The sequence below is a fragment of the Acidovorax sp. KPB24-07 genome (assembly GCF_057543315.1).
Genome location: NZ_BAAJYS010000808.1, coordinates 1 through 839, shown reverse-complemented (window position 1 = coordinate 839; position 839 = coordinate 1). Strand labels below are relative to the sequence as shown.

1 protein-coding gene is annotated in these 839 nt (G+C 70.3%); it reads right to left on the bottom strand.

Going from position 1 to position 839, the window contains the following annotated elements; all coding sequences use genetic code 11:
- On the bottom strand, positions 1–779 hold a 779-nt coding region (locus tag AC27IQ_RS25975; protein ID WP_487091360.1), incomplete at its 3' end, for a type IV pilus assembly protein FimV.
- Between the last annotated feature and the right edge of the window lie 60 nt (positions 780–839).

Here is an 839-nt window from a genome sequence, read left to right as displayed (position 1 = left end):
TCAGCGGCGAAGGCACCCGGTGCGGCAGGTGGCGCGGGCGGCGCCTCGGTCAGGGCGTCGTCCGCCAGATCGAGGTCGAGGTCCAGATCGGGCGGCAGGGCCGCGCTGGTGGCGCCGGCCATCTGCGGACGGCCGTCCGTGAAGGTGCTGGCAAAGCCGTTGCCGGTGTTGGGGCCGTCGTCGTCCAGGACCACGCCAGGGCGGCCGCCGGGTTGGTACAGCGGGTTCTCGGGGTCGAATTCTCGGCCCAGTTCGGACACGCGGGCCCAGTCGGGGCCTTGGCCATCGGTCAGCCGGAAGACATCCTGCGCCACGGCTTCCAGCGCCTTGCGGTCCTGGCGCTTGGCATAGATCTCGCCGAGCTTGACGTGGACCGAGGTGCGGTCCGGGTTGTGGCGCACGGCCTCCTTGAGGATCTCTTCGGCCTGCAGGTCGCGGCCATAGGCCAGATACACGTCGGCTTCGGCCACGGGATCGACATCGCCGCCGGCATCGAGCTGGCTGGGCGAATAGGCCATCGAAGAACCGGTGCTCAGCTGGCTGCTGGCCGTGTCCACGCGCTGGCCGCCGCTGGCGCCGAAGAACGAATCCGGCTGCAGCTTGCTTTCCATGAACGAACTGTCCACCGCGTGCTGGTTGCGGCGGTTCTGGACCGTGCGGTAGACGCCATAGCCCAGCAGCAACGCCAGCAAGGCGCCACCGGCCAATGGCAGCATGGGGTCGTCGAACAGGTTGGAGAAGAAGCCTGGCTCCTCCGTGTCGGGGGCTGGGGCGGGCACGGCAACGGGCGCTGGCGCCGGTGCGGGCGCAGGGGCTGCCACCACGGGCGGGGCTGGCTC